The following is a 25943-nucleotide window of genomic DNA, read 5'->3' as shown; positions in this document are numbered from 1 at the left end:
GAGCAGGAGGCCCAGCCCCCACAGTCGGGGGTTACGCACGATGCGGCGCAGCGGTCGGCCGGGTACACGGTTGCGGATGAACGCATACATGCCCAGCGGACCCACGCCCACGATGGCCACAACGGCCAGACCAAAGCAGAACATGACCAGTGAACCAAATGTCATGACATCCCCCACGTTGCCCTGCACGCGACACTACGCCTGGGCAGGAGTGTCCCGTCCGCCGGGTCGGCATCAGGGCGCTGCCCACAGGGCTGCCGGGGACAGGGCGGCCGCCGGGCCGCTCGACCAATTCCGTGCCCCCCGTGCCTCAGGCACTTCGGTAGCGCCCCCCAACTGGTCACCGCAGCCTGCCGAACGTTACGGCCCCGAACACACCGCCCCCGGCAGACGGTGGTGGCGCCGGCCACCCCGATGGCAACAACCGATACCACCGACATGGATACGCCTCACCCGATCGGCGGAAAGTCCAGCGATGTCCCCATACATAGCCATCTGCGAGGGAATCGTCTTGTAAGGCCAGGAGGACAGGGCCACTGCGTCGGGGAAGTCTGCGTGGTGTCCAGCTTCTCGGAGTCGTGGAGTGCCTGGGCGCGGCATGGGACGGCGGAAGAGGACCGGCATGCCACGGTATTGCGCGCCCGCGACGCCGCCGCCGGTTTCGCCGGACGCCGTGCCACGCTCCCGGCGGCGACGGGCCGCCGGCTCCTGGTGCCGGAGACGGGAGGGGTGGGGCCGCTGTGAACGACACACCGGCGGACGGGATCCGCATCATGTTCCAGGACCTCTCCGTGCTGTTCGGCGCCGACGTCGGCAGCCCGGGGTTCATCGCCGACCCCTACGCCCGCGCCTCCCCGGCCCTGGCCGAAGGGCCGGTGCGCCGGCTGCCCGGCGGAACGGTCGCCGCGCTGGGCCACCGGGCGGCCGCGCGGGTGCTGCGCGATCCACGGTTCGGTCACGGTGCCACGACGTTGTACGGCACGACGCTCGCCGGCGTCCGCGCCCGCTCCTTCATGCAGCTCGACCCTCCGGGGCACGCCCGTCTGCGCGGGCAGGTCGCCACCCGGTTCGCCCCGCACCGGATCGCGGCCATGGAGAGCACCCTGAGCGCCCGTGTCAGGGCACTGGTCCGCGAGCGCGCCGGCCGGGACATCGATTTCGTCACGGACTTCGCCGAGCCGCTGGCCATGTCGGTGATCAGCGATTTCCTGGGCATCCCGGAGCCGGACCGGCACCAGTTCCACCACGACTCCCGGCTGGTGGTACGCGGCCTGGACGACGCGGCCCACCCCGCTGCCGACCCCGCGATCGGGCAGGCCCGCTACCGCTTCATGCGCTACTTCCGCAAGCTGGCCGAGCGCCGCCGCCACACGCCGCAGGGCGACCTGGTGAGCACCATGGTGCATTCCGGCGGCGCGAGCACGGGAGAGCTGCTGACAACGTGCGGTCTGGTGATGAGTGCCGGATACGAGACCACTGTCGACCTCCTGAGCAGCGCCGTGCTCGAACTGGCCCGTCTGCCCGAGGGCGCCGGCTGGAGGATGGCAGAAGAGCCGCAGAAGCGTCAGGCCATGGTGGAAGAAGTACTGCGCCTGCACCCTCCCGTGATGGGGACTGCCCGTAGCGCCCTGACCGGTGCCGATGTGGACGGGGCGGAAGTGGAGAAGGGCACCACGGTGGCCGTTCTCCTCGCCGCGGCCAACCGTGATCCCCACGTGTACGAACAGCCTCATGCCTTCCTGCCCGACCGCTACCTCGGACCCGCGGGCTCGGGAAGCAAGGACGCACCACCACGGCACCTGTCCTTCGGCGGAGGGCCGCACTTTTGTCTGGGAGCGGCCCTGGCACGCCTGGAGGCCGACATCGTCCTGTCAGCCCTGGCCCCTTGCCGGCCACAACTGACAGGCGAGTGGAGCTACAAGGACAGCCTGTCGGTCCGCGGCCTGCGCCGGCTGCCCGTCCGCTGGCGGGCGCGGCCACCGGCAGGCCCCTGAAGCCGTCTCCCTCCGTCCCCCACCCTGCTTGGAGCGGTGCGATGACACAGCCTCACCTCTTCGATCAAGTAGCCGATGAACTGGCGAAGACCTTCTCCGTGGACCGGCACGCCATCACCCCCGATGTGACCTTGGAGCAACTGGGCCTGGACTCACTGGCCCTGCTGGAGCTGACTGTTCGCTTCGAGGACCAGACCGGTATCGAGCTGCCGGACACCGGCGAGGCCGGTCTGGGCACGACAACCCCGCTCAGCGCGATCTGCGCGGCCCTCCAGAGCGTCCTGCCGCCAGGACAGGCAGGCGCCCCGTTGTTCCCGGGGGAGTCCCCGTGAGCGCCGGTGATGTCGCCGTCACGGGCATGGGCCTGCTCACCCCGGCGGGTACGAGCCCCGAGGCGACCTGGGAGGGGCTGTGCCGAGGTGTCTCGACCGCGTGCTTCGACCCGGTCCTCAAAGGGCTGCCCGTCGACTTCTCCTGCCGCGTACCCTCCTTCGAGGCCGAGCCGTACACCCAGCGCCTCAGCTGGCGCATGCACCGCTTCACGTACCTCGCCGTGGCCGCCGCGCAGATGGCGGTGACCGACGCGGGCCTGGACCCCGATGCGTGGGACGGCAGCCGCATCGGAGTCGTCATCGGTGTGGGCTCCGCCAGCATGGAGGGCTGGGGGCCGGGCTTCGCCAAGTTCGCGGCCGGCCGGCCGCGAGCGGTCTCCCCGCTGCTCCTGCCACGCTCCATCCCCAACATGGCCGCCGGCGAGATCGCCATGGCCCTGGGTGCCAGGGGCCCCAACCTCGCCGTCTCCACCGCCTGCGCTTCCGGCACCACGGCACTGGGTGTGGCCAAGGACCTCCTCGCCGCCGGCCGCTGCGACATCGTCCTTGCCGGAGGAGCCGAGGCCCCGCCGCAATCCGCGATGGCAGCCGTGTGCTTCGCCCAGATGACCACCCTCTCCTCCCGCCGTGACGATCCCGCCCGCGCTTCCCGCCCGTTCGACGCCGACCGTGACGGATTCGTCCTGGGCGAAGGCGCCGCCGTCCTCGTCCTGGAGAACAGCGCACACGCCCGGGCCCGCGGGGCCCGGTGCCGCGCCCTGCTCGCCGGGTTCGGCGCCTCGGCCGATGCCTACCACCCGACCGCTCCCGACCCCGAAGGCACGGGAGCGGCCCTGGCCATGCGGGCAGCACTCACCGACGCTGGCCTGACCCCCGCGGACATCGACCACGTCAACGCCCACGGCTCGTCCACGCCCAGCAACGACATTGCCGAAGCCACAGCACTGCGCCGGCTGTTCGGCACGCCGCCCCCCGTCACGGCCAACAAGGGGGTCTTCGGCCACGCCCTCGGCGGGGCCGGCGCGATCGAAGCCGCCTGCAGCATCCTCTCCCTCGAAGCGCAGCTCATCCCGCCCACCGCCAACCTCGACAGGATCGACCCCCGCATCGACCTCGACGTCGTCAGCACCAGGCCCAGGAAACACCGCATGGAAGCGGTGCTGAGCAACTCCTTCGGATTCGGCGGCCACAACGCGGCAGTCGTCCTCGTCGGATGCGGCACCACGGCGCCGGGCGCCTCGTCCGGACACCCGCCCTCACCCCGAGGGCACACCACCTCATGACGCCCGACGACACGGCATACGCCAGACCGTCGCTGACCGCCCTGGCTCCTCGGCCCGACGCCGGCCTACGCCTGTACTGCCTGCCGCCCGCCGGAGCGGATGCCTCCTTCTACCGGCCCTGGGTGCCCCACCTTCCCCCGGACATCGAGCTGTACGGCGTCCAGCTGCCCGGTCGTGGCGCGCCGGCCGGCCCACCCTTCCTCACCCACCCCCGCGAGCTGTTCCACGCCCTCGCCGACCTGATCCACAGCGCATGCGACCGGCGGCCCTTCGCTGTGTTCGGCCACAGCACCGGCGCCCTCCTCGCCTACGAAACCACCCGCCACCTGCGCCGCGCACAGCGACAGCTCCCCGTCCTCCTGGCCGTATCCGCCCACCCGGCCCCGCACCTGGGCGTCTGGCACCGTCAGGTCATCCAGGGACTGGCGGGCAAGGGAGCCCTGCCCGTGGATCTCCTCGGCGAGCTGCCCGACAGGGCGCTCGGCAGCCCCAGCTGCCTCCCCCTGCTGGTCCGCGCAGCAGCCCCGCTGATCGCCGACGTTCTCGTCTGTCTTCAGCATCAGCACGCGCACGAAGCACCTTTGGAGATCCCCCTGGCTGTCTACGGAGGCGAGGACGATCCTCTCGCCACACGAGAACACCTCGCCTGGGACGCGCTGACCACGCACCCCCTGCCCGTCCGCCTCTTCCCCGGCCGCCACACCTACCTGCTGGAACAGGGACCAGCACTGACCCAACAGCTCTGCCGGGACCTGCGCGTCATCACTGGCTGCCAGGAGTCACCATGACCGTCTGGCCCCGCGAACGGTCACCGGCACGTCCAGCACACACCCTCCACCGCTGGGCAGCGGCCGCCACCGTCTGCCTGGGCTTCTTCCTCCTGGGCATGGACCTGACCATCCTCAACGTCGCCGTTCCCGACCTCCACGACGACCTGCACCCCACGATGGCCGAGGTCCAATGGATCGTCGACGCCTACCCCCTCGTTCTCGGCGGCACGGTCCTGGCGACAGGGTCGGTGACCGATCGCATCGGCCGCCGCCGCGCCTTCACCGCCGGTCTCGCCCTGTGCGCCGCCGCATCGGTCTTCGGCGCCCTCGGCCGGAACCCGGCCCAGGTCATCACCGCCCGCGGCGCCATGGGCGCCGGCGCAGCCCTGCTCATGCCGGCGACCTTGTCGATCATCCACCACCTCTTTCCCGAACCCGCCCTGCGCCGGCGAGCCATCGCGCTGTGGACGGCCATGGGCGGGATGGGCGGTCTGACCGGCCCCCTGATCGGCGGCTGGCTCGTCGAGCACTTTTCCTGGCGCGCCGGATTCTGGATCAACCTTCCCTTCGCCACAACAACCCTCGTGCTCGCCCTGCTGATCGTCCCCGCATCCCGCTCACCCGTCAGCGAGCCTCTCGACCTCCCCGGCACCCTGCTGTCCGGGGCGGGCCTGCTCGCCCTGGTAGGGGCTGTCATCGACAGCCCGGCGCGAGGGTGGACCAGCCCACGGATCCTGGCCGCCTACGCGGCAGCCGGCCTCCTGCTGGCAGCCTTCGCCGCCCGGCAGGCCCGCGCCCGCCACCCCATGCTCCCCCCGGCACTCCTGGGCCGCTCCCGCATCGGCGTGGGTGCGGCTGCGCTGGCACTGATGTCCTTCGGCCTCTTCGGTGCGCTGTTCGTCACCACGCTCTACCTGCAAGGAGTGTGGGGGTACAGCCCATGGCAGGCAGGGCTGCGCACGCTGCCGCTGCCGGTCGGTCTGGCGGCGGGAGCCGCCCTCACCCTGCCCATGGCCACCCGGTGGGGAGACGAACTCCCCCTCGTCACCGGGCTGATCACTGTTACGGCAGGCTTCGCGATCCTGGCCACGACCACCGCCACGTCCGGTTACGGCCATCTCCTCCTCTTCCAGGCCGTCGCCGGCACGGGCGCGGGTCTGACCGCCGCCGCGGCGACCGAAACCGTCATGTCGGCCGTGCCCGCCCATCGAGCGGGTCTCGGCTCAGCCATCAACGACGCCACCCGCCAGGTCGGTTCAACCCTCGGCGTCGCCGTTCAGGGGTCCGTCCTCACCACCGTCTACAGCAACCACCTGCACGAACGGCTGGGAGCGGCCCACGCCGACGGCCCCCTGGACACGGCCGCCGACAGCATCCTCTCCGCACGCGCCCTCTCGGCCCGCCTCCCGGCTGATGCCGGACACCGCCTCCTGTCGGCAGCCACCGAGTCCTTCGTCACCGGTCTGACCCACACCGCCCTCACCGCCGGTGGCGTCACCCTCGGCGCCGCTCTCGCCGCCGCCTGCCGGCTCCCGGCACCACGCCGCCACGGCACCACCGAAAAGCCGGCCGGCGAGACGTGAGTTCTCATCCCGGTCGTCGAAGTGGTCTTCGCCGTCCCCGTCAGGTGCGGGTGATGGCCACGAGGAGTCCGACGGTGGTGGCCATGAGGGTCATCGTGGCGAGGGCCCCGGCGACGGGGGCGCACCAGGTGGGGCGGTGCAGCAGCAGGGCCAGCATGCCCACGCCGACGAGCAGCGTGACGACGGTGAGCAGCAGAATCAGCAGGAGGACGGTCGTGCTCACGCCGGACCGCCTTCGTGCCGAGGCTGCCACAGCCCGGTGTCCGGGGTGTCGTGCAGCTGGGTGGTGCGGCGCCGGTGTTCGGCAGCAAGGCGGCGGGTCTTGCGTCGTACGCGTTCGCCGAAGGCGGGCGGGTCGCCGGCGCCGGCGTATTCGGCGGCCTCCGCCCAGGTGGTGACTCCGGGCAGTCCGAGGGCCATGACCACTGCGCGCTCGCCGGGTTCGAGTGCCGTGAGGATACGGGCGAGGCGCTGGTCGCCGGGGATCAGGTCCAGCATCGCGTCGCCCGTGCAGGTGCGCTCGGCGAGCAGGTCCCGCAGGGTGACGCCTTCCGCGCAGGGGGTCTCCAGCAGGAGCACCCGCCGTTCCACGCGGTGGCCCCCGCGGGACAGGCCGCCGGCCCGGCGACGCCACAGCGGCACCAGCTGCCGGTGGATGGTCCGCACTTCCGTCCGCAACGTGCCGATGGCGTCGGGCAACAGGCGGCCCTCGCGCGCCAGCGGGGCGACCCAGTCGCCGAGCAGCGCGGTGGAGAGCGCTTCGCGCCATCGCTCACCGGTGTGCAGCCGCAGGGTGTGGGTTGCGAATTGGTCGAGCCGCGTCTGCAAGCCGACGTCTGCCATGAGGACTGCCGCGCGCGTCAGCAGCCCGTCGATCACGGACCGCTGGGGGAGACGGCCCGGTGCCGCGATCCTGTTCGGCGCTTGCCTACCGGCGAGGTCCGCAGAGACCTGACCGATGTACACCGTGCCGTCGGGGAGCACGGAGAGTCCGGCCACCCGGAGACCCTTGCATTCCGGCAACTCTGCCGGGTGAGGGATCCTCAAGGCGTCCAGGGGTGTCGGGGTTCCGCGTCCGCACCGGGTCAGCGCGGCGGCGGGGGTATGGGGGTGGGCCGGAAGGACGGTCACAAGCGGTGCTCCTCGGAGTGATGTTCTGCAGCTTCACTCTCCGGCCGCGGGCCGACTGCATTCCGGCAAAGAATTTCGGATTCAGTGCTGTGATCCGTGTCACTTCGACTGTGGTCAGGTGTCGGCGGCGCGGCTCGAATGGTGTCCGGCTCGCTTACCTCCAAGGAAACCGGCCCGGGCAGATGACCGTACTCGTCGTCGTGGCGCTGGTGCCGGTGAAGCTTGGCAGCTCAGCGAGCAAATAAGTCAGTTGCCCACGGGCGATGGTGGTGGATCCAATGACCGGAAGATCACCCGGGTGCGCCCGCCGTGGCGAGACGTGATGAACGCGAACCGCAGGCCCCGGTCGGCGCGCGATCCGGGCGGACTGCGACCGCATCGTCCCAGGGAGACGCCACCCGATGAACACGCCACCACTGCCGGCCGGAGCGGAGCACGCGGACGGGGCGTCCGTCCGCCTGGGCGCCATCGTCCCGCTGACGCGGCCCGGCTGGGGCGAGGCGGGCCGGCACCTGCTCGCAGGGCTCGGCCTGGCCGTTCGCGAGGTCGACGACGCCGGCGGGATCGACGGCAGACCACTGGAACTGGTGGTCCGGGACACCGCGGCCGACCCGGAGCGGGCCGCAGCAGCCGTGGACGAACCGGCCCGCCTGGGCGTGGCCGCCGTGGCGGGCGAGTACCACAGCGTCGTCGCCCGCGCCGCCGCCACCCGGGCCGGCGCCCTCGGCGTGCCGTTGCCCTCCTTCGTCGCCTTCGAGGGCTGGGACGCCGTCGCCGTCCTCGTCGAAGTGCTGCGTTCCCTGTGCGCTGATGTTCCCGCCCGCGCAGCCGCTCAGCTCCCGGACCGCATCTTGTCGGCCAGCTCGCGCGGATCGTAACCGGAGGGTACGCCCTCGACGAGGACGATGTCGCCCGTGATGTGGTCGGTGCGCAGCGGAATGATCTCCTGGTAGTCAGGCGAGTCGTACCACGCCCGGGCCTCGGCCATTCCCGGGAAGCCGATCAGCACCAGGCCGCCGGCCCAGGCGCCCTCGCGGACCTCCACCGGGACGCCGTGCACGAGGAAGGCGCCGCCGTAGGGGTCGAGGGTGGCCTGGATCCTCTCGATGTACTCGATGACGTCGGGGTGGGGGCGCGAGTTCCGGGCCTCAAGGCGGCCGAGGGCGTAGGCAACCATGTCTGCTCCTGCGGGGGTTGTTGTCGCTGAGACGTCGACAACTCTGCCGGGAGCCGGGGACGGCGTCGATTACCCGTCGGGTAAGGGAACCCGACCCCACCCCGCCCAACGACGGTTTTGCTCATGGTGAAGCGGGCGTGGCCCGTGCTGACGAGCCGGGTCGTGCGGCAGCCCGAGCGGCGGGGTGGTTCAGAGCCGGGTGATGGTCACCGTGGTGGGACCGGAGGCCGAGGCCAAACCCTGGGGGGTGAGGCAGGCGGTCTGTTGCGAGGCGAGGAGGGTCACCTCGGTCACCACGGTCGCGCCCTTGAACGCGCCGTCGGTGATCCTGCCCGTGCTGACGGTGACGATGTTGCCGTTGGGGCGCAGCGCCGCGATGCTGCGGATGGCGGCGGTGGAGGTCCGGTCGTGTTCGCCTCCTTTGCCTCCCTCCCCGTGGAAGACGGCCTCTCCGGTGTGGGGGCCCTTGCCGCCCCAGTGGAAGGTCAGCGTGCCGTCCGCAGGACCGAGCAGGCAGGAGAGCCTGCCCGAGGAACTGCCGCCAAAGGTGGCGGATGTGTGGGTGGGGACCGTGGAGAGGGGACAGTTCACGGCCGCCTGTGAGGTGATGGAGACGGCCCGGGGGGTGAGGGTCAGGCCGGGGGAGTAGTTCGCGGAGACGGTGCCGGCGCACGCGAGGAGTACCGCGCCCCTGCCGGGGAGCTCGTGGCCGTTCGCCTGTGCCGTGGGGCCGACGGGGACGAGGGCGGCGATGCCGAGCGTGGTGGCCAGCAGTGCTCTGCGGGCCCTGTGGGGCCGGCTGGGAGTCACGAAGGCGTAGTCCTTCCCTGGGTCGGTGCTGCTCTCAGGTGCGGTGCACTTCGACGGCGACCGTGCTCTGCTGGTGGTCCGCCGTCGTGTAGATGCAGCCGTCGTTCTCGGTTCCGAGGGGGGTCAGGTCCACCAGGGCGCGGGTCAGATGTGCTCCTTCCACGCGGACGTGCGCGATCTCGGGGCAGGCATCCAGTACGGCAGCCCCCAGCTGGTAAAAGGTGTGCTGGCTGGAGTGGCTGGTGTGGCCGACGAAGGCGTCGGTGACCGCCTGCCGGGCCCTGAGCCGGCAGGCCCGGTGGTCCACGCCCCGGGCCCCTGGGGCGGTGTGTTGCCAGGTCACGTCCAGGCGGGCGCCGAAGACGCGGTCGGTGAAGACCTGCGTCGTGGTGTAGGCGTCGCGGGCGAAGCCGGTGAAGGTCGCACCTCCGGTCACGAAGAGCTCGACGTCCTGCAGGCCGCCGCGCACGGTCGGTTCGCTGTCGTCCGGCAGGGTGACGTGGGCGTACGTGCGGGGGCGCGCGGCGGGGCCGAAGTGCCGCGTGCCGGGCCGCTGCCCGGGGCCGGCTGCCACGCCCTCCAGTTCGCTGCAGGTGACGTGCACGTCGGCGACCCGGGGCTGATGCTCCCGCGCGAGGAAGTGCTCGGCCAGGGCCAGCGCGAAAGTCTCCGGCTCGGCGCCGGTGTGCCCTGCTCCCAGGCACAGAACGGAGTTGACCAAGGAGCTGGCCGGAACCAGACGGCTGTTGTCGCCGTCCCGGTACACCTCGGGGTGGTCCATTCCCAGCCGGACGTCGACGCGGACCCTGCGCACCCGGTGCCGGGAGTGTGATCGATCCACGAGCAGGAATTCGATTCCGGATTCCCCGTAGGCATGGTCGCCGATGGCGTGGCCCATCATTCTCCGTTCCAACAGGACGGTTCGCGAGAGTGCCGCGGAAACCTTCCCAGGGTGCCGTTGAACCAGTCAACAGGCCACATTCAAGTATGAATATCCGACCGATGGCGTGGAACGGACCGCCAGGATCGCCGCCGCGCTTCCGGCCTGCCACCGGCGCTCTGGACACGCCCCCTGCCCGCTGCCAGCCTGAAAGCGCCGAAGAGACGACCGACGAAGGAATCCGCCTTATGGTCAATGCCTCGCCTCTCCCCAGTGCGGTCGGCGCGGCAGTGGTCGGGGGAGGCCCCGTGGGCCTGCTTCTGGCGGCGGAGCTGTCCTCCCGGGGAATCGACTGCCTCGTCCTCGAACAGCAGACCGGCGTGCCGCGCACCACCGGGGCAATGGTCTTGCATTCCCGCACGCTCGAATTCCTCGACATGCGCGGGATCGCCGAGCCGTTCGTCGCCCACGGACATCAATACCGGCATTATCCCCTCGGCTGCGAACGTTCGTATGCGCCTTTCGCCGAACTCGCAGGATCCTTCCCCTACGCACTCGCCCTCCCGCAGTACCGGACGCGACAACTGCTGGAAGGCCATGCCCTGAAAAGCGGTGCACTTGTCGCTCGCGGGGCCGAGGTCACCGCCATGCGCGACAAGGGCGAGGGCGTCGAATTGACCGTACGCCGAGCGGGAATCACCCATCGGGTGCACGCCGCATACGTCGCCGGGTGCGACGGCGCGCACAGCACCGTACGGCGACTCGCGGGGATACCCGCACACCGTACCGTCCACCCCTACGGCGTCCTCTCGGTCGACGCCCGGATCGACACCCGTCCCCAGCAACCCCAAAGCCACTGGGGGCGCGACGGCATGGTGTTGTTCCTGCCGTTCGGGGACGGCCGCTGGCGCCTGGTCCTCTACCCCTACCGCCCACCGCCTGCACAGGACGCACCCTGCGCCGCTGCCGACGTCGCGCAAGCCGAAGCACTGCTGCGCCGCATCACCGGCCGGGAGGTCACCCTGCGCGAGGTGGAGTGGATCAGCCGCTACCGGTGCGAACACCGCCACGCCGCCCACTACCGGCACCACCGCGTCGTCCTGGCGGGCGACGCCGCCCACGTCCACCCTCCAACCGGTGGCCAGGGCCTCAACACCGGCATCGCCGACGCCATGAGCCTGGGTTGGCGCCTGGCCGCAACCATCGCCGACCCGCGGCACGAGCGCCTTCTCGACGCCTACGCCGAAGAGCGGCGGCGGTCCGCCTGCCGGGTGATGCGACTTACCGGCGCCATGCTGCACTTCAACGCGACCCCCACCCTGTGGGGCCACGCCCTGCGTGCCGCCGGACTGCAGGCCGCGCGGCTGCCGTTCGTACGTCGCCGCCTCGCCACCGCCCTGGCCGGGGTGCCAGGACACGGCGCGAGCGCCGGCGCGCGCGTACGGAGCGGGGTGCGAGCCCCCGACGTACCGCTGCGGCCCACCGCCACGAGCTCCTACGTCCGGCTCTTCGAGGCCCTGCGCACCGGCCACCACGTCCATCTCGTACCGGCGCGCGGCACCCCGGATCCCCGGGCGTCGCAGCTGACGCTTCCCCTTCTCACGGTGCGCACCGACGCCTACCGGCAGGCGTACATCGTCCGCCCCGACGGGCACTTCCTGTGACGTCCGGCCCCCTGCGGACCTGCCACCTCGCCCTGTTGTGCGGTGCTCTGGCCATTGCCGCCCCCACCGCGGCCGTCCCCGCCGTGTCGGAGGAACTGGGTATGGGCCCGGCCCCCACCCAGTGGTTCGCCTCCGGCTACCAGCTCGGCAGCGGGCCGCTGCAGCTCTGCGCAGGACACCTGGCCGACCGCCACGGCGCACGCCGCACCCTGCTGGCCTCCCTGACCGTGTTCACCGGCGGGAGCCTTCTGGCGGCCACCACGGACCACGGCACAGGCATGCTCGCCGCCCGTCTGCTCCAGGGCGCCGGCGGCTCCGCCCTCTCACCCCTCAGCCTCTCGCTCCTGCTCGCCCTGAGCGCGACGAAGGACGACGAACGACGTGCCGTCGGTACGTGGACCGCCACCGCGGCCGCCGCCTCCTGCCTGGGGCCGCTCCTCGGAGGTCTGCTCACCAGCGTGCTGGGCTGGCGCGCCGTCTTCGGCGCCCTCGCCCTCGTGGCCACCGTCACGGCGGGCTGTGTCCTCGCCCTGCTCCCGGGCCGGGCACAGCACCACGTACCTCTTGAGGGGCGGTTCGACGGAACGGGCATCGCCCTGTGCACCGCGACGGCCACGACGGTGCTGATCGCCCTGACGGCTCCGGCGGCCGGTGCCCCTCCACTCGTTCTGCCGGCGGCCGTCGGGGCAGCCGGGACGCTCCTCGCCGTTCTCCTGCGCCGCGCACGGCGCCGCGCGGACTTCGCCCTCGACGGCGGGCTGCTCCAGCGTCCCGAAACCCGCCGCGCCCTGTTCGTCCTGCCGGTGCTGTTCTGCGGGAACTCGCTGTTCACGTTCCTCATGTACTTCGAGCTCACCCAGGCACACGGCCTGAGCCCGTTCCGGGCGGCGCTGGTCACCTTGCCGGCCGTGACACCGGCGGTGTTCACAGGCCGCTGGGCGGCCGGCCGCACCCGGAACCATGGTGACGGGGCTCCACTGATGCGTACCGGACTGCTCTGCCTCGCCGCCGGACTCCTCACGGGCGGCCTCGGCCGCGGCGGCCCCGCACCCCTGTGGCTCGTCGGTGTCTCCTGCGCCCTGGTCGGCTGCGGCCTGGGGCTGGCCAACGGCGCCGCCATGGCCACCGTCACCCGTGACCGCCCCGGTACGGCGTCACGGACCACCGCAACGGCCACGACGTTCGCCATGTTCGGCGGCGCCGCAGGGCCGGCCCTCGCCGGAGCCCTCACCACGTCCTTCCCCCGCCTGCCCCTCCTCGTCACCGCGTCGGTTACGGCCGTGGCCTCCCTGGCCCTCACCCGCACACCCCGCCACGAACGGCCGTCGACGAGCCCCTAGATCGCGGGCCTGCCCTGCCTGCTTGTCTTGCTGCTTGTCCTGCTCACACGGGAGACTTCCGCGCGAGTACGGCCCCCGCCGCGGCGGCGAGGAAGGGGTTCCGTCAGGCGGGCGTCGGCGTCGCTTCGAAGGTGAGTGCTTCGGGGATCGCCGTGAAGGCGGTGCCGAGTTCTGCGGCAAGGGCGCGGCGGTCCGGATCGCCGGGGAGCGACACCCATGCGTCCAGCGCGTGGCGAAAGGCGGCGACGAGGAAGTCCAGTGCCAGCCGCAGGCGCAGGTCGTGGGCGGGTTCTTCGGTGTGGAGTCTGCGCCGGAGGGTCTGCATCGCCGTACGGGCCGTGCGGTCGCAAAAGTGCAGGCCGTGAGCATCCATGGACGGCGTCTCCGCGGCCAGACGGCGACTGAGACGGACGCGTCTCGCCCACCCCTCGTCGGTCATCCGGTCCAGCGCGGCGAGCAGCGATGCCTGCAGCATCGCCAGAACCGTTCCGCCTCCTGTCTCACGGGTCTCCAGGTCGCTGAGGAACGCCGCCCACAGGTCCTGGGTCGGCGCCATGGCCACGTCTTCCTTGCTGGCGAAGTTGCGGAAGAACGTGCGCTTGGAGACCTCGACCGCGTCGCACAGCTCGTCCAGCGTTGCCCCGTCGAAGCCGCGTTCGCTGAACAGCTCCAGGGCGGTGTCGATCAGCGCCTGACGGGTGCGCAGTTTCTTGCGCTCGCGCAGCGGAAGGCGCTCTGCGCCGGGCGGGACGTGTGCGTCGGTGGTGGCCATCAAGGTCAGTGTAGCGCGGGCGCTAATGCCCCCTGTAGGTTAATGCCACTCAGTGGCACAACTGATCCCGACCACCTGAAAGGGCTGATCTCTCATGCGTGCACTCGTTGTTGACCCCTCCGCGCCCGGCCGCCTGCGCCTGGACGAGGCGCCGGACCCCGAGCCCGCTCCCCACCAGGCGCTCGTCCGCGTCGCGGCGACCTCGCTCAACTTCGGCGAGCTCAAGCACGGCCTGTCAGAGGCGCCCGCCGGGGCCGTGCTCGGCTGGGACGCCGCCGGCATCGTGGAACGTGCTGCAGCCGACGGGTCCGGCCCCGCGGTCGGCACACCCGTGATCACGCTCGCCCCCGACGGCGCCTGGGCGCAGCTGCGCGCAGTCGACACCGACCTCATCGGTACGGTGCCTGCCGGCGCCGACCTCGGCCTGGTCAGCACCGTCCCCGTGGCCGCCACCAGCGCCCTGCGCGCCCTGCAGCGGCTCGGGCCCCTCCTCGGCAAGCGTGTCCTGATCACCGGCGCCACCGGTGGAGTCGGACGGTACGCGGTCCAGCTCGCACGCCGCGGCGGAGCTCACGTCATCGCATCGACCGCCGATCCCCGTACGCACGGCGACAGCCTGCGGGCCCTCGGCGCACACGACATCGTGACCGGCCCCGAGGCCCTCACCGAAGCGGTCCACGGAATCATCGACATGGTCGGTGGGAAACACCTGGTCGAGGGCTATGCCCGCCTTGCCGAGCACGGCACCCTCGTCTCGGTGGGCCGCGCCGCGCAGGAACCCGACACATTCCCGGTCGGCGCCTTCTCCGGCGCGCCGACCGGACACGACCGCGCGCTGGTCAGCTTCTTCCTGCTGCGCTGCACAGGACTCGCCCCCGACCTGACCCTGCTGGCCGGCCTGGTGGCGTCCGGCGAACTCGACGCCCAGATCGCCTGGCGCGGCCCCTGGGGCAAGGCCACCGAAGCCGCCGAGCTGCTCCTCGACCGCCGCCTGCACGGCAAGGCGGTCCTCGACCTCTCCTGACCGCCCTCACTGCGCCGTCCTGCTCCGAGCCCCGTATTCCGGTTCCGGCCCGGCAAGCCTGCCTGGCCGGCATCCGGGGCCGGTACGAGCTCGCGCGAGCCGCACGGCCCCCTCCCCGCCGTCGGCCTGATGAACCGACAGCGGGGGAGACCGGCAGGGCGGTCCGTGCGTCAGGGGACGCCGAGCAGGCGCAGCGCGGCGGTCGCCGCGGCAGCTGCCAGAACCACTATGAGGAACGGGACCTTGCGCCAGGCGAGCAGTCCGGCCGCCAGAACGCCGACCGGTCGGGCGACCCCGGCCGGTCCGCCACCTTCGGTCAGCGCTGTCGTGGCGACCAACGAGGTCAGCAGGACGACGGTGGAGATCCCCATGAGCTTCTCCACCCGTGGCGGGAAGGTGGCCCTGCTGCGCAGGTAGGGGCCGGCGAGCCGGAAGGCGAAGGTGCCTCCGGCGAGCACCAGCATCGCAGCGACAAGGGTGGCACGTTCGGTCATCGGTGGTCCTTCCCCGGTGCGGCAGTGAGAGCCAGCCCGGCGAGGGCGAGCAGTACCGGAAGGCCGGCGGGCAGAAAGGGGGTGGCGGCCAGTGCGACGGCGGCGCCGGCGAGGCCGGCCCGGCGCTTCTCCCGGTCTCCGAGGGCGGGGACGATGAGGGCCAGCAGGATGGCCGGGAACATCGCGTCCAAACCGAAGGCGTCGGTGTCGTCGATGACGGTGCCGATGGCGCCGCCGGCCAGGGCTCCCAACGGCCAGCACACCAGGATGCCCAGGCCGCAGGCCCAGTAGGCGGCCTTCTTGCGTTCCGGGTCCTCTTGGGCGAGGGCGAAGACCACGCTCTCGTCGTTCATCAGGTGGGTGCCGAGCAAGCGGCGCCGGCCGTCGCCGAGGACATCGGGCAGGGCCAGCCCGAACGGCACGTGACGGGCGTTGACCAGGAGCCCGGCCAGCACGGCGGCCACCGGACTGCCACCGGCCGCCAGGATTCCGATGAACAGGAACTCCGACGAAGCGGCGAGGACGGTCAGACCGAGCACCACCGGAAGCCACAGGGGGAAGCCCGATGCCACGGCGATCGCGCCATACGAGAGGCCGATGACTCCGACGGCGAGACAGACAAGGGTGATGTCCCGCAAGAGCGCACGGTCCAGCGTTCTCCATATCGAATGCACGTTGAGTATGATGAACACCCCTCACGGCGTTCGTCAAACAGAACGCATGACCACTGGAGCGAACGATGTCCTCGGAACCGCAGACTCCCTCAAGGGTCCCCATGGAGTCGATCGCAGCCGGCCTGCGACGAGAGCGCTCACGCTCGGGCATCTCGCTGAGCGAGGTGGCGCGCAGGGCCGGCATTTCCAAGTCGACGCTCTCCCACCTGGAGACGGGGAAGGGCAATCCCAGCCTGGAGACCCTGTGGGCCCTGTGCGTGGCCTTGGACATCCCGTTTTCCCGGCTGCTGGACCCGCCCCGCCCACACATCCGGGTCATCAGGGCGGGCGAGGGGGCCGCGGTCGCCGCGGCGGAGTCGGAGTACCGCGCCACCTTGCTGGCCGCCAGCCCACCCGGTGCGCGCCGGGACGTCTATCGCATCGATGCCGAGCCGGGTGCGGTGCGGGCCTCCGACCCGCACATGCCCGGAGTCGTCGAGCACGTGCTGCTCGCCGGCGGCCGGGCTCTGGTCGGCGTCGCGGGGGAGGCCGTCGAACTGGGGCCCGGCGACTACGTCGCCTATCCGGCGGACGTCCCGCACGTCTTCGAAGCCCTCGTCCCGTCGACGCGGGCGGTCCTCGTCCTCGAACACCCCTGAACGAAGAGCCGGACACCCAGCGGACGTTCACGCTGTCACGAAAGCACTGCGATGAGTTCCTCGCGACAGGAGACACCGGTCTTGCGGTACACCGCTTTGAAGTGATCGTTGACGGTGTGCGGGGACACGCTCAGACGGCGGGCGATCTGTTTGGCCGACAGGCCCTCCAGCGCCTGCTCGATCACTGCCGTCTCCCTGCGGGTGACGCCGTACCAGGCGGCGACCGCCGGGAGCAGCAGCCCGGCGGAGGTGGGCTGGACCGTGATGACGACGTCGTCGGGCGCGTCACCGTCCAGGCGCTGCGCCTGGACTGCGATCCAGCCGTCGGCCGTGGGGACACGGCTCAGTGCGCCTCCCGCCGTGTGACGGGCGAAGAAGGCGATGTTCCAGGTGGTGAGGGCGAGGTCGTCGTCCGTGGTGAGCTCCGATCCGGGTGCGCACGCGCGCAGCCAGTCACGGCCTGTGGGGGAGGCTGCCCTGATCCTGTCGTCCTTGCCCACCACGATCACTCCCGGCGGCCTCACGCCCGGAAGCGGGCGCGGCGTTGTCAGTCGGGTGACGAACCTTCTCAGAATCGTGCACAGGTCGGGCACCAGGTGCTGGACGGCCGCGGCGTCGTCGGACGAGAAGGGGCGCCTGCCCCGTTCCCGCAGCAGCGTCATGGTTCCCCACACCACACCACCGGCGACCAGCGCCGCCCGCATCTCGCTGCCGAATCCCTGGGGAAGGAGCACCTCGTGCAGACGACGGCTCGACCGTTCCTCGGGCGAGCCCGAGCCGAGCACTCCGACCTTCGACGGGCTCGTGATCAGTTCGGAGAACGGAAACAGATCCCGGCCCCGGACCTCGTCGATCAGCGTGCGGCGGAACACCTCGCCGCAGTAGCCGTGCTCCCGGCTCACGAAGCAGCCCGCTCCCGTGACGGGGTCGGTACCGGCGAGCATGTACCCGTCGTGCGGTACAACCCGCCCGATGCGCTGCGACAGCTCGCACCCCAGCTCCGGCACCGTGCGGGACTCGGCCATGGCTTTCGTCAACACGCCACGAGTATCACGGCCGCCCGCAGGGGCAACCCCCCACATTGCGGGATGTTCACCCGCAGGCGTCCACGTGATCCTCGAAGGCAAGCGGATCCGCGCCGGAGACGCACGAGAGAACGGATGCCAGCGATGCGACGTCGACTCACCGCGATCGCCCTCACCCTGGGCACGGCAGCACTGCCGCTGACCACCGCAGGACCGACCACGCCGGACTTCACGACGACGGCCGCAGCGTCAGCACGCGACGTCATCGAGATCCGCAGCGAGAAGCACGACAAGTGCCTGGCGTCCAACGGGGACAACGTCAAGACATGCGCCAGTGCACACGCGCCAATTGGCAGACCTGGCGGATCACGCACATCTGACCGGCCCCGGAAGCAGGGGCCCCGGCGCGAGGGGGAGGCGCCGGGGCCCCGCCGAGGGCTCCTGTATCTCGCCTTCGCAGCCGCCACCACCGGTCCGCACAACCTCGTGGCCACCGGCGTATTCCGCGGCGGCCACGACCTCCACCACTACCTCGACCACCGCATCGGCTCGCTCCCCGGCATTCAGGCCGTCGAGACCGCCCCCATCCTGCGCGAAGTCAAACGGCTCGCCGTCGGCCCCTGACCAGGATTTCGCGGCGTGACCTGCTGAGGATGGGCGGCGCGGGTCAGTCTTCGAAAGGGACGAACCTGGCAAGTGACGTCCAGTCCAGGGGACGCACGATCGTGGCCAGGTGGGCGAAGGGGTCCTGCGCAGCCGTTTGGAACCACATCACCGAGAACACCGTATGCCCAGGCTCCGCAGTGTCTTCGGGCTTCCACCGCGAGGTCAGTCGGGCATGAACCGTCTCTCGCGGGAGCCACTCCTCGACCCGTCGGTCCGCATCGGCTCGGAGCTGGTTGAGGTCATGCACATACAAATGTGGCGTCGCTGCCATCGCCTTCTCGATGCGCATCAGACGAAAGCGACGGTGCAGGTGCGGCGTCCCTTCGAGCATGCCTTCACGGTCGTCACTGACCGTGAGCGCGCGAAGCTCGGCGCGTACCGGTCCCACCTGGTAGCTACGCAACTCGTCATTCCCCGTCTGGATCACGGGCGAGAGGATAGGCGTGTCCGGCAAGCACACCAAACGACGTTCGTGTCACGCCAGGAAACATTCGCCCCTCCATGACGTCATGCAGAGGGCCTCTTGCTGATCATGTGTGAGCCATCCCTCTCCCGCCGTCGTGGCGCTGGCGGCCCGGGAAGGTCGACCATGTAGTCATGACCTCCTCGCCCCGCCCGCCGCACGTCGGGGGCCGAACGGATCCAACAGGCCGGACTGCCGCGCCCGGTGGAGGGTCCGCTCCCGCCCGCGGATACCTGCTGGACAACGCGCGCGCCGAGGCGGGCGAGCGATTCGTTTGGCTGGCCGAGCTGTTCGACGGTGTGACGCGCGGGCACTTCGATCGACTGGGGGTCAGGGCCGGCTCGCGCTGCTGGGAAGTGGGGGCCGGTGGCCCCGGTATCCCGGAGGCACTCGCGGCCGCCGTCGGCCCGACCGGGCACGTGCTGGCCACGGACATCGACCCGTCGTGGCTGAAGGCAGGCGACGGGTACGAGGTGCGCCGGCACGACGTCGCCGCTGATCCGCCCCCGGAGCCGGGGACGTTCGATCTGGTGCACGCCCGGCTCGTGCTGGTCCATGTACCCGACCGGGCTCGCGCGTTGGCAACGATGGCGGCAGCGCTACGGCCCGGCGGCTGGCTGTTGGTCGAGGACGCCGATACCGCTCTGCAGCCACTGGCATGCCTGGACGACAGCGGTCCTGCGCAGCGGCGGGCCAACCGGCTGCGCGACGCGGTCCGGGAGCTGCTGGCACGCCGCGGCGCGGACCTGCGCTACGGCCGGACACTGCCGCGGGCATTGCGGGAGGCCGGCTTGGTCGATGTCGCCGCGGCGGGCTCATTCCCGGTCGGCGGGCCGGCCTGCGACCGGCTGGAGGCGGCGACCATCCGGCACGTGCGCGGCGAGCTGCTCGCGGCCGGCCTGGCCGACGACGCCGCGATCGACGCGCACCTGGCCGCCCTCCACGCGGGCGAACTCGACCTGACACTCGCGCCGCTGATCTCGGCCTGGGGACGCCGTCCAGCCGAGCACCCTCCGGCACTCGGTTAGGTGCGGATCCGGACGTGGCCCGACCGAGCCACCTCACTGCCGGCGGTCGGCGCCGGCACTGGCCACACGGGTGCCGGGCCACTCCTCGGCTTGGGCGGAGCGCGGCCGCGCTGATGGTCGGCGTCCCGCGCCTTGTTGCCCGCAGCCGGACGTGACCAGCCGACTGCAGGGCCGGCCTTCCCATCACGGCAGCGCAAACGCCGTGTCAGCCGTTCAGCTTGCTGTGGCGGTCGGCACCTGGCCCAGCTCCGCCTGGCGCAGGCGCTTTGCTTGCATCTGGGCCAGGGACTGCAGTGCCTGGGCGCTGTTCGGGTCCTTGTCCGAGTCCTGGTAGGTCATGACGGCGATGACGGTGCCCACACGGAGGGTCATCTTGATCTGCGGGTCTGCGTAGGGGGCCCGCGGATCGGCGTAGGCCACGCTCTCGTCGCCGATTCTCGGCATGGAGACCTCGGCTGCCCCGGCCGCTCCGGCCTTCTTGCGGTTGCTGAAGGCTCTCTCGGCCACATCCCGGCTGGGATACGCCATCAGGTCCCAGTGCACGGCGCCGGAGTCGCCAGGTGCCCTGAACTGCACAGTTCCGGTGCTCCAGTGCCACGAGCAGCCCTCAGGGCCGTCGCCGTTCCTGGAGCACCGCTTTTCTTGGGGTATTTCACGGGCTTTCAGCTGCGTCACGCCCGACCGCCAGCCCACCGGCATGCTCTGAAGGTCCGGTAGAGCCTTTTCCAGGGCCCCAGCGTCGAGCACGGTATCGGAACCGCTGGCGAGGCTTTCGCCTCGCGCGTCACTCACCGGACTGGCCCCCTCGTGGGAACCGGCCTCACCGCCACCGCATCCTGCCACCGATACCATCAATCCGGCTGCCAGCATCCATGCGCGAGAGCGTGATCCAGACCAGAGGCGCCGCACGGGACCCCCCTTCTGATCCTTCGTCTCAAAGCGTTGAGGCCAAGCATAGAAGGCGCAGGTTGCCTGCTCCGCCGCAGGTCAGCCGGCAGAACGCGCGTGGGCCCCACTCCCCGATGGCCAGGCGGTCGACCTTGGTGACCCAGGCCGCGCAGGTCTGTTGAACCGGGGGGCGACCCTCCGGCCGGGGGCGCCGTTCTCCGGCCGGGTCGTTCGGGTCAGCCCTGGGCGTTCTCGGCCGGTGTGAGCAGCACGAAGTCGGCGCCCGCCGGGTCGAGACAGACGGCCAGCCGACCCACGCCCTCCGCGTCCTCCGGTCCCATCTGGACGGAGCCGCCGTTGGCCGTGACCTTCGCGATCGTGGCGTCACAGTCCGCTGTCGCGAACACCGGGTGCCAATACGCCTTGCCACCGTTCAGCGTGAGGTGCTCGGACGGGAGTTCCATCAGCCCGCCGTGCATCCGCTCCTCGCCCTGGCCCGCCGGGGTGATCAGGGAGTACGTGCCCCCGCCTCTCGCCGGCATCGGTCGGGGAGAGCCGGACGGTGCCGCCCGCCTGCTCCACGGCCTTCGCGGCGGCATGGGCGTCGTCGGTGCGAAAGTGCGACGCGGAGTGCAGCATCGAGCGGTGGGGAGGCGCCCGGGACGCCGGACACCGCCCGGCACAACGGCCGGGCAGACCGCCTGGTTACGCAGGTGCGCCCGGCTGCGCCGTCTCGTCCGGGCCGTCGTCGCCGCCGTCGTGGACGAGGCGCTGGAGGGCCTGGGCCCCCGCTGCTCGTCAACCTTTCCGTACGGTACCGTACGGTCGGAACATACGCTCTCGTATGGAGGTGCGGCTATGTGGAGTGTGCGCACGGTACGCAATGTCCACCAGAGGATCGTCGAGGCCCCGGCCGAGAGCGTCGGCGCCCTCTTCGACCGGCTCTCCGCCCCGGACGACCCCCTCTTCCCCACCCCGGTCTGGCCCGCGATGGTCCTCGACCGCCCGCTCGGCCCCGGCGCCGCCGGCGGCCACGGCCGGGTCCGCTACCGGGTCACCGCCTACGAGCCCGGGCGGTCCGTCCGGTTCGACACCACCGACGACGGGCTCGGTGCGGGCTTTCACCGGTTCGACGTCGAACCCCTCGGCCCCGACCGCTGCCGGATCTCCCATGTGCTCGAAGTGACGATGGGCACGGGGGCGTTCGCGCTGGGAAGCTGGCGATCGAGCCCGTCCACGACACGATGGTCGAGGAGGCGTTCGACAACGCCGAGCGGGCCGCCCTCGGTACCCTGCCCCATCCGCCGGTCCGCCGCTCGCCCCGCGCTCTGCTCGTCAACCGCCTCTTCTGGGCGCGGCCCGCCGCCGTCCCCGTGCCCGCCGACGCCCGCCTGCTGCACGACGCCGTCGAGCGGTCCGACTTCGCCGACGCCTGGCGCATGCCGCTGAATCCCGGCATGGACCGTGACCCGCGGGCCTGGCGGCACGTCCTGCCCTTCCCCGTGCACGGCACCGCCGACCGCGAGCTGCTGGTCGGCAAGGACGCCTCCCACCTGGACTTCCGCTCGTCGGTCCTGGTCGACGACGACGCGGTGACGCTTGCCACCGCCGTACGGATCCACAACACGCGCGGCCGGCTGTACTTCGCGGTGGTGCGCCGCGTCCACCCGCACATGGCCCGGCTGATGCTGTGGCGGGCCCACCGGCGCGTGGCGTTCGCGACCCGGCCAGCCGGCGAGCGGAACCAGCAGCTCCGTAAGGCTCCCCGGTAGGGCTCCGTCAAGGTGAGTGCCGGGTGGGCGAGGTGTACCGGGCGAGTGAGAGACGGCCGGGGTGATGACGGTCCGCTGGTCCTCTGTCCCCGGCTGCAAGGGGTCCTTGGGGTGACCCGCCTACCGCAGGATCGCGGTGACCACGCCGCCGCCGACCGCCTTGCCGGCCTCCCGGATGGAGAACCGCGTGCCCTTCTCCACGGCGACCTGCTCGGCGAGCCGAACGGACATGAAGGCCGGGCCGCCCCGGGACACGTCGATGTCCTGGCCGTCCTGCCGGAGGACCACGATCTGCCCGGCGACGTCCGTCGTGCGGAAGTAGAACTGGGCTTGGCGCCGCGCGAACGTCACGTCGCGACCGCCGTCGTCCTCGGGAAGCACGTACACCTCGGCTTCGAAGGCGCTGTGGGCCGTGGCCGTGCCGGGGACGGCGAGGACCTGGCCGCGTTCGACGTCCTCGCGCGTGACGCCACGCAGCTCCACGCCGATGTTCTCCCCGGCCTCCGCCCACTCGGTGCGCTCACCGCGGAACCGTTCGATGGCGGTGACAGTAGCGGTCCCCGAGGTGCTCAGGCCGACGTACTCCACCTCGTCGCCCACCCGGAGGACGCCGCGCTCGATCCGGCCGGTGAGGACAGTGCGCGGGCGGCGGCCGGAGAGGGGGAAGACGTCCTCGACCGGCATCAGGAAGGGCATGTCGCGCTCGCGGGGCGCGGCCGGGAAACCGGACATGACGGTCAGCAGCTCCTCGACGGCCGAGGGCTGCCGGGCCGAGCCGAAGACGATCGGTACCACCTCGGCCGGGTACGCGTGCCGCCGCAGCAGTTCACGGATCTCCAGTGCCAGGACCTGCTGGAGTTCCGGGTCCGGCAGCAGGTCGGCCTTGTTCACGAACACGGCCACGTGCTCCACGCCCACCGCCCTGACGAGGCGGAGCAGCTCCGCGGTGGCGGGAGTCGGCCCGTCGGTCGCCGACACCACGAGCACCACAGCGCGGCGGCGATGGCCCCGCGTCAGCTTCTCGGCGCCACTCGTGCCGGGCGGCCAGTCGAGTGCCGTGAAGTGCCGCGCCGTGGGGACGTGGCCCGTGGCGCGGGCGATCGCGCCGGTCAGCGTGGTCGTGCCGCTGCCCGGAGCGCCGACGTACTCCACCTCCCGGCCCGATCTGATCATTGACTCGTCCATCGGCCCATTGTCGAGGGCCGGCCGTTCGACGGGCCAATCGAAAAAATCATGGATTGCGGGAAACCCCGCCCCGTGGCGCACGTCAGCCTGCACGATGTGAATCCATCGACTCTCCGCAGCCCATCCCCTAGGTGGACGCATGCCCGCACCGCATTCCCGAAGCGATCGCACCTTTCCCCTGTGGGCGGCGGTCATCACGGCGTTGGGCGCGCTGCTGGCCGCGGTGATCGGCAAGTACGGGTTGCCGTCCTTCTCGGCCGACCGCCCCCCGTCCCGGTACGACGGCGGTGTGCCGGACGCGTTCCTCGGGCAGTGGCGGGGCGACGTCACCGAAGAGGGCCTGCGGTCGTCCGTCTACGGGGCCGCCGTGTCGATCACCGAGACCGGGCCGGGAGGCGAGGCCGGCAGCATCGAGTACACGGCTCCCGGGCTGCTGTGCAAGGGGGTTCTCGTGCTGCAGGAGGTCGGCGACGACCGCAGGACGATCACGCTGGGCGAGGAGATCAGGACCGGACGGTGCGTCCCCCGGGGGCGCATCATCCTCACCGCGGGGGCCGAGCGCCATGTGACGTTCTTCTACACCGGGAAGAAGCGCGACGGCACCCTCCAGGTGGTCAGGGGAGGGCTGGACAAGAGCGCCTGAGCCCCGCTCGCGCACCATCGGCTCGGTACCGCCCCCGGTTCGTCCATGGATCTTCGGATTCAGGTCGGCGCGCTGCGGCTCAGATGCCCGAAGTGCCGAACCACTGGTCGGCGGCCCGCTCGAACGCTTTCCGGTCGACGTCGCGATCGCCCGCCCAGGCGACGATGCCGTCCGGCCGGACGAGCACGGCACCCAGCCCGAGGTCGTTCTTCGCCGCCCCGGCCGCGTAACGCAGCCGGCTCCGCCGGCCCGTCGCCGCATCGCGCAGGCGGTGGCCGGTGCTGAAATCGAGCGCGACGCCTCGTCCGTCCTGCAACAGCTCGCCGAGGCGAGTGCCGTCTTCGAGACAGAGGTCCGGGGCGTTGCGGCCGACCAGCGGATGCTCGCAGCCGAGGTCGTAGCGGATCGACGATCCCGACACCTTCTCGAACACGTGGGTCGTTCCGTCACGGGTCGCGAGCAGGTCGCGCATCAGTCCTTGGAGCGCCCGGCCATGGGGCCCCGGCCTCATCACCGCCGCCTGGGCGCGCGTCCAGTCGAGCACCCAGGCGCCGATCGGATGCCGCTCGCGGGTGTAGATGTCGAGAAGCCCGTCGGGCGCGTACCCGTGCGCGGTCGCCGCGAGCTTCCACCCCAGGTTCACGGCGTCGCCGATGCCGAGGTTGAGCCCCTGCCCGCCGAGGGGGGAGTGGATGTGCGCGGCGTCGCCCGCGAGCAGGACGCGCCCACGCCGGTAGGTCGTCGCCTGCATCGCCCGGTCGGTGAAGGTCGAGACGAGACGGACGTCGCTCAACGTCACGTCGGTACCGGACACACGGCGCAGCACCGTCTGGAGGTGGCCGAGGGACGGCTGTTGTGAGCGATCGAACGCGCCGCCGTCGAAGTCCATCATGCCGATGTGCCCCTCGGCGGGCATCCGCAGGTACATGCCCGTCGGCGTCAGGTTGACCCCGGGGCTCAACCCGTCGGGACCGGCGACGGTGGCGAGCATGACGTAGCCGGTGAACAGCGGCTCGGTGCCGACGAACTCGAAGCCCGCAAGCCTGCGCACCGCGCTGCGTCCGCCGTCGCAGCCGACGAGCCAGCGCGCCGCGTACGCGTGCTCGCCGGCGTGCGCGACCACGCCCTCGTCGTCTTGCGCGACGGCCGAGACCGTGACGCCGCGCCTGATCTCCACGCCGAGCCGGGAAGCCTGCTCGGACAGCACCGTCTCGACCGCTTCGAGGTTCGTCAGCACCCCGTCCATCACCGGACCGGGAAGCCGGAACGGCAGGGCGGCGAGGTCGACCTTGGCCGGATCGAGCACCATGCCGGCGAAGTGCCCCACCCCACGCGGAGGTGACGGCACGTCCGCACCGGACTCCGGGCCGGGATCGTCGTGGACGCCCGACGCCGTCAGCAGGGGGTGCAGCATCCCGCGGCGGTAGAACGCCTCGACCGACCCGGCCGACAAGCCCCGCATCCCGAGCGGGTCCGCCCGCCACGGGGAGCCGGGCTCCGGCTCCCGCTCCAGCACCAGGACCGAGCAGCCCGCGAGCCCGAGCTCGCAGGCGAGGAACAGCCCGACCGGGCCGGCGCCCACGATCACTACGTCATGCATGAGAAATCCCTTTCCGAAGCCGCTTTTCTGCACCTCGGCAAGACTGCTGCGGGCCGCTCACACGGGGCGCACACGGCGTTGATACGAGGGCACACGGGCACTGCCCT

The 25943-nt window shown here is 71.5% G+C and carries 26 protein-coding genes and 2 pseudogenes; 14 read left to right on the top strand and 14 right to left on the bottom strand.

The window, feature by feature from the left end; translation table 11 throughout:
- Positions 1–740 precede the first annotated feature (740 nt).
- From LE181_RS32425 to LE181_RS06970, 5 genes are read left to right on the top strand one after another with little or no spacing between them, the layout of a single operon-like run.
- The gene (locus tag LE181_RS32425) at positions 741–1994 is read left to right on the top strand and encodes a cytochrome P450 (RefSeq protein WP_225660280.1); all 1254 of its coding nucleotides are present in this window, start codon (positions 741–743) and stop codon (positions 1992–1994) included.
- A gap of 41 nt (positions 1995–2035) precedes the next feature.
- Positions 2036–2326, top strand: coding sequence for an acyl carrier protein (locus tag LE181_RS06985; protein ID WP_225660279.1), 291 nt, complete (start codon positions 2036–2038; stop codon positions 2324–2326).
- Entirely contained in the window at positions 2323–3609 is a 1287-nt protein-coding gene (locus LE181_RS06980) for a beta-ketoacyl-[acyl-carrier-protein] synthase family protein (RefSeq protein ID WP_225660278.1), read from the top strand. Before LE181_RS06985 ends, LE181_RS06980 begins: the two co-directional genes overlap by 4 nt.
- Positions 3606–4397 (top strand): thioesterase II family protein, encoded by a 792-nt coding sequence (locus LE181_RS06975; RefSeq protein WP_225660277.1) that lies wholly within the window; start codon positions 3606–3608, stop codon positions 4395–4397. The genes LE181_RS06980 and LE181_RS06975 overlap by 4 nt, the downstream gene beginning before the upstream one ends.
- Positions 4394–5962 carry an MFS transporter gene (locus tag LE181_RS06970; RefSeq protein WP_225660276.1) on the top strand — a complete coding sequence of 523 codons (1569 nt, stop codon included), beginning with the start codon at positions 4394–4396 and terminating at the stop codon, positions 5960–5962. Before LE181_RS06975 ends, LE181_RS06970 begins: the two co-directional genes overlap by 4 nt.
- Before the next feature lie 40 nt (positions 5963–6002).
- Here LE181_RS06970 and LE181_RS06965 read toward each other — a convergent pair whose 3' ends face one another.
- Together LE181_RS06965 and LE181_RS06960 are read right to left on the bottom strand one after the other, a co-directional pair.
- Positions 6003–6185, bottom strand: coding sequence for a hypothetical protein (locus LE181_RS06965; RefSeq protein ID WP_225660275.1), 183 nt, complete (start codon positions 6183–6185; stop codon positions 6003–6005).
- On the bottom strand, positions 6182–6961 hold the full coding sequence (locus tag LE181_RS06960; protein WP_225660274.1) for a hypothetical protein: 780 nt from the start codon (positions 6959–6961) through the stop codon (positions 6182–6184). The genes LE181_RS06965 and LE181_RS06960 overlap by 4 nt, the downstream gene beginning before the upstream one ends.
- A gap of 533 nt (positions 6962–7494) precedes the next feature.
- Here LE181_RS06960 and LE181_RS06955 point away from each other — a divergent pair.
- A pseudogene (locus tag LE181_RS06955) lies at positions 7495–7827 on the top strand (ABC transporter substrate-binding protein); the annotation flags it as partial.
- A gap of 98 nt (positions 7828–7925) precedes the next feature.
- Here LE181_RS06955 and LE181_RS06950 read toward each other — a convergent pair.
- From LE181_RS06950 to LE181_RS06940, 3 genes are all read right to left on the bottom strand, one after another.
- Entirely contained in the window at positions 7926–8270 is a 345-nt protein-coding gene (locus LE181_RS06950) for a DUF1330 domain-containing protein (RefSeq protein ID WP_225660273.1), read from the bottom strand.
- A 189-nt stretch (positions 8271–8459) separates the two neighbouring features.
- Positions 8460–9080: a hypothetical protein gene (locus LE181_RS06945; RefSeq protein WP_225660272.1), complete on the bottom strand. Its 621-nt coding sequence runs from the start codon at positions 9078–9080 to the stop codon at positions 8460–8462.
- 34 nt (positions 9081–9114) lie between these two features.
- On the bottom strand, positions 9115–9981 hold the full coding sequence (locus tag LE181_RS06940) for a hypothetical protein (protein ID WP_225660271.1): 867 nt from the start codon (positions 9979–9981) through the stop codon (positions 9115–9117).
- 86 nt (positions 9982–10067) lie between these two features.
- Here LE181_RS06940 and LE181_RS06935 point away from each other — a divergent pair, with 86 nt between their 5' ends.
- Together LE181_RS06935 and LE181_RS06930 are read left to right on the top strand one after the other, a co-directional pair.
- Positions 10068–11624: an FAD-dependent monooxygenase gene (locus tag LE181_RS06935; protein ID WP_308103088.1), complete on the top strand. Its 1557-nt coding sequence runs from the start codon at positions 10068–10070 to the stop codon at positions 11622–11624.
- Complete coding sequence (locus LE181_RS06930) at positions 11621–12964, top strand: MFS transporter (protein WP_225660269.1); 1344 nt, start codon at positions 11621–11623, stop codon at positions 12962–12964. Before LE181_RS06935 ends, LE181_RS06930 begins: the two co-directional genes overlap by 4 nt.
- Before the next feature lie 103 nt (positions 12965–13067).
- Here the strand turns inward: LE181_RS06930 and LE181_RS06925 are convergent, their stop codons facing one another.
- The gene (locus LE181_RS06925) at positions 13068–13736 is read right to left on the bottom strand and encodes a TetR/AcrR family transcriptional regulator (RefSeq protein ID WP_225660268.1); all 669 of its coding nucleotides are present in this window, start codon (positions 13734–13736) and stop codon (positions 13068–13070) included.
- 94 nt (positions 13737–13830) lie between these two features.
- Between LE181_RS06925 and LE181_RS06920 the strand changes: the two genes are divergently transcribed.
- Positions 13831–14760, top strand: a complete 930-nt coding sequence (locus tag LE181_RS06920) for a zinc-binding dehydrogenase (RefSeq protein ID WP_225660267.1) — start codon at positions 13831–13833, stop codon at positions 14758–14760.
- Between the two features lie 170 nt (positions 14761–14930).
- Here LE181_RS06920 and LE181_RS06915 read toward each other — a convergent pair whose 3' ends face one another.
- Positions 14931–15254, bottom strand: a complete 324-nt coding sequence (locus tag LE181_RS06915; RefSeq protein WP_225660266.1) for an AzlD domain-containing protein — start codon at positions 15252–15254, stop codon at positions 14931–14933.
- Positions 15251–15928: an AzlC family ABC transporter permease gene (locus tag LE181_RS06910; RefSeq protein ID WP_225660265.1), complete on the bottom strand. Its 678-nt coding sequence runs from the start codon at positions 15926–15928 to the stop codon at positions 15251–15253. Before LE181_RS06910 ends, LE181_RS06915 begins: the two co-directional genes overlap by 4 nt.
- A 101-nt stretch (positions 15929–16029) precedes the next feature.
- Here LE181_RS06910 and LE181_RS06905 point away from each other — a divergent pair, with 101 nt between their 5' ends.
- Entirely contained in the window at positions 16030–16566 is a 537-nt protein-coding gene (locus LE181_RS06905; protein ID WP_225660264.1) for a helix-turn-helix domain-containing protein, read from the top strand.
- A 35-nt stretch (positions 16567–16601) separates the two neighbouring features.
- On the opposite strand, the gene LE181_RS06900 is transcribed toward LE181_RS06905, so the two are convergent.
- Positions 16602–17606, bottom strand: a complete 1005-nt coding sequence (locus LE181_RS06900) for a helix-turn-helix transcriptional regulator (protein ID WP_225660263.1) — start codon at positions 17604–17606, stop codon at positions 16602–16604.
- Positions 17607–17735: 129 nt separating this feature from the next.
- Between LE181_RS06900 and LE181_RS06895 the strand changes: the two genes are divergently transcribed.
- Positions 17736–18215, top strand: a complete 480-nt coding sequence (locus LE181_RS06895) for an Lrp/AsnC ligand binding domain-containing protein (protein ID WP_225660262.1) — start codon at positions 17736–17738, stop codon at positions 18213–18215.
- Positions 18216–18258: 43 nt separating this feature from the next.
- On the opposite strand, the gene LE181_RS06890 is transcribed toward LE181_RS06895, so the two are convergent.
- The gene (locus LE181_RS06890) at positions 18259–18684 is read right to left on the bottom strand and encodes a hypothetical protein (protein ID WP_225660261.1); all 426 of its coding nucleotides are present in this window, start codon (positions 18682–18684) and stop codon (positions 18259–18261) included.
- Between the two features lie 170 nt (positions 18685–18854).
- Here LE181_RS06890 and LE181_RS06885 point away from each other — a divergent pair, with 170 nt between their 5' ends.
- Positions 18855–19748, top strand: a complete 894-nt coding sequence (locus LE181_RS06885) for a methyltransferase domain-containing protein (RefSeq protein WP_225660260.1) — start codon at positions 18855–18857, stop codon at positions 19746–19748.
- Positions 19749–19961: 213 nt separating this feature from the next.
- Here LE181_RS06885 and LE181_RS06880 read toward each other — a convergent pair whose 3' ends face one another.
- Together LE181_RS06880 and LE181_RS06875 are read right to left on the bottom strand one after the other, a co-directional pair.
- Positions 19962–20276 (bottom strand): hypothetical protein, encoded by a 315-nt coding sequence (locus tag LE181_RS06880; RefSeq protein ID WP_225660259.1) that lies wholly within the window; start codon positions 20274–20276, stop codon positions 19962–19964.
- A gap of 596 nt (positions 20277–20872) precedes the next feature.
- Positions 20873–21166, bottom strand: a pseudogene (locus LE181_RS06875) (VOC family protein); the annotation flags it as partial.
- A gap of 714 nt (positions 21167–21880) precedes the next feature.
- Between LE181_RS06875 and LE181_RS06870 the strand changes: the two are divergent.
- Positions 21881–22408 carry a DUF2867 domain-containing protein gene (locus tag LE181_RS06870; RefSeq protein WP_225660258.1) on the top strand — a complete coding sequence of 176 codons (528 nt, stop codon included), beginning with the start codon at positions 21881–21883 and terminating at the stop codon, positions 22406–22408.
- A 120-nt stretch (positions 22409–22528) separates the two neighbouring features.
- On the opposite strand, the gene LE181_RS06865 is transcribed toward LE181_RS06870, so the two are convergent.
- The gene (locus tag LE181_RS06865; protein ID WP_225660257.1) at positions 22529–23593 is read right to left on the bottom strand and encodes an EF-Tu C-terminal domain-related protein; all 1065 of its coding nucleotides are present in this window, start codon (positions 23591–23593) and stop codon (positions 22529–22531) included.
- Between the two features lie 139 nt (positions 23594–23732).
- On the opposite strand from LE181_RS06865, the gene LE181_RS06860 reads away from it, so the two are divergent.
- Positions 23733–24236, top strand: a complete 504-nt coding sequence (locus LE181_RS06860) for a hypothetical protein (protein ID WP_225660256.1) — start codon at positions 23733–23735, stop codon at positions 24234–24236.
- Positions 24237–24315: 79 nt separating this feature from the next.
- Here LE181_RS06860 and LE181_RS06855 read toward each other — a convergent pair whose 3' ends face one another.
- A complete protein-coding gene (locus LE181_RS06855) occupies positions 24316–25836 on the bottom strand; it encodes an FAD-dependent oxidoreductase (RefSeq protein ID WP_225660255.1) in 1521 nt (506 codons plus the stop codon).
- Positions 25837–25943 lie beyond the last annotated feature (107 nt).

It is taken from the genome of Streptomyces sichuanensis, assembly GCF_020328095.1.
GTDB lineage: Bacteria > Actinomycetota > Actinomycetes > Streptomycetales > Streptomycetaceae > Streptomyces > Streptomyces cinnamoneus.
The sequence above is the reverse complement of the archived record's forward strand: the minus strand, read 5'-3'. Positions and strand labels throughout refer to the sequence as shown.